3 protein-coding genes are annotated in these 1,569 nt (G+C 66.2%); 1 reads left to right on the top strand and 2 read right to left on the bottom strand.

The window, feature by feature from the left end:
- Window positions 1–748: MFS transporter (locus B552_RS28025; protein ID WP_019452161.1), on the top strand; the 748-nt coding region annotated here is incomplete at its 5' end.
- Here B552_RS28025 and def read toward each other — a convergent pair.
- Window positions 736–1,269 carry a peptide deformylase gene (gene def / locus B552_RS0126895; RefSeq protein WP_019452160.1) on the bottom strand — a complete coding sequence of 178 codons (534 nt, stop codon included), beginning with the start codon at window positions 1,267–1,269 and terminating at the stop codon, window positions 736–738. The two genes, B552_RS28025 and def, sit on opposite strands and share 13 nt — an antisense overlap.
- A 15-nt stretch (window positions 1,270–1,284) precedes the next feature.
- On the bottom strand, window positions 1,285–1,569 hold a 285-nt coding region (locus B552_RS28020), incomplete at its 5' end, for a BRCT domain-containing protein (RefSeq protein ID WP_035880492.1).

Here is a 1,569-nt window from a genome sequence, read left to right as displayed (position 1 = left end):
GGTGCTGGCCATCCTGGCCGCCGCCGCGCCATTGCTGTCGCTGCTCTGGAAAGTCGAGCTACGCCAGGAACGCGGCGGCGTGCATCCGCTGCTGCCGCCTTCGCTGGTGCGGCTGCCAAGCGTGCGATTTGGATTCACCCTCGCCGCGCTGTTCTATGCGTGCTGGAGCGGGTTCATGTTCGTGCTGGCGCTGGCGCTGCAGAGCGGCGCGGGCATGACGCCGACCACCGCCGGCAATGCCTTTATCCCGCTTGGGCTGGCCTTCTTCGCTGGTTCGCTGTACAGCCCACGCGCGGTGAACGCGTGGGGGCGTACGCGTGTGCTGATTGCGGGCTGCCTGATCCAGATGGCTGGTATCGCGGCGCTAGGCTATACGCTGCGCCACGTCTGGCCCCATCCCGGCATCCTCGACCTGGCGATGCCCACCATGCTGATCGGATTTGGCAATGCACTCGTCGTGGGCTGCTACTACCGAATTGGCCTGGCCGACATTCCGGCGGATCAGGCTGGTGCGGGCAGCGCCGCGCTGACTACCGTGCAGCAGGCTTCGCTCGGTCTCGGCTCGGCGCTGCTGGGCACGGTATTCGCGCAGCGGCTGCACCATGGGGCGACGTACCTGGATGCCACGCTCGCCAGCTTTGCTGCCGAACTTTGCCTGATGACGGCCCTGGTTGCCGCCGCGCTGATCTATCACAACCGGCACGGCCAACCTGTGCTGGCCGCGCGTGCATCGCCTCAGTCGTCGTAACTGGCGGGCAGCTCGGGGAACAGGATTTCGGTGAATCCGAAACGCGTGAAATCCTTGATGCGCATCGGATACAGCACGCCGATCAGGTGATCGCATTCGTGCTGTACCACCCGCGCGTGGAAGCCGTCGGCCACGCGCTCGATCCGGTTCCCGTTCATGTCGAACCCCGTGTACTTCAGGCGCGTGTGGCGTGGCACCACGCCACGCAGGCCGGGCACCGACAGGCAGCCTTCCCAGCCATCCTCCATGTCGTCCGACAACGGCTCCAGCACCGGGTTGATCAGCACGGTCTTGGGCACGGTCGGCGCATCGGGGTAGCGCGGGTTGCGGTCGAACCCGAAGATCACCACCTGCAGATCCACGCCGATCTGCGGTGCGGCCAGGCCCGCGCCATTGGCGTGCTCCATCGTGTCGAACATGTCATCGACCAGCAGACGCAGTTCAGGCGTATTGAACTGCGTCACGGGGCGCGCCTTTTGCAGCAGGCGTGGATCGCCCATCTTCAGAATGTCCCGGATCATTGCGCGTTCTCCGTATCAGGCTGCGCCGGCCTCGGCCAGCAGTTTCAACATCCCCTCTTCATCCAGCACCGGCACGCCTAGCGACTGGGCCTTTTCAAGCTTGCTGCCCGCTTCGGCCCCGGCCACCACGTAGTCGGTTTTCTTCGAGACGGAGCCAGCCACCTTGGCCCCGGCCGCCTCCAGCCTCTCCTTGGCATCCTCGCGTGACATCGTCGGCAGCGTACCGGTCAGCACGAAGGTCTTGCCCGCCAGCGGCTGCGGCGCGCGCGCGGTCGGCGCTGCCTCAGGCCAGTGTACGCC

Origin of the sequence: Cupriavidus sp. BIS7, assembly GCF_000292345.1 — a bacterium.
In the GTDB taxonomy this organism is placed as follows: Bacteria; Pseudomonadota; Gammaproteobacteria; order Burkholderiales; family Burkholderiaceae; genus Cupriavidus.
This window is presented reverse-complemented; position numbering and strand designations above follow the sequence as displayed.

Bases quoted from the DNA above. Each gene is read 5' to 3' on its own strand.
- def (WP_019452160.1), bottom strand. From the start codon at position 1,269: ATGATCCGGGACATTCTGAAGATGGGCGATCCACGCCTGCTGCAAAAG.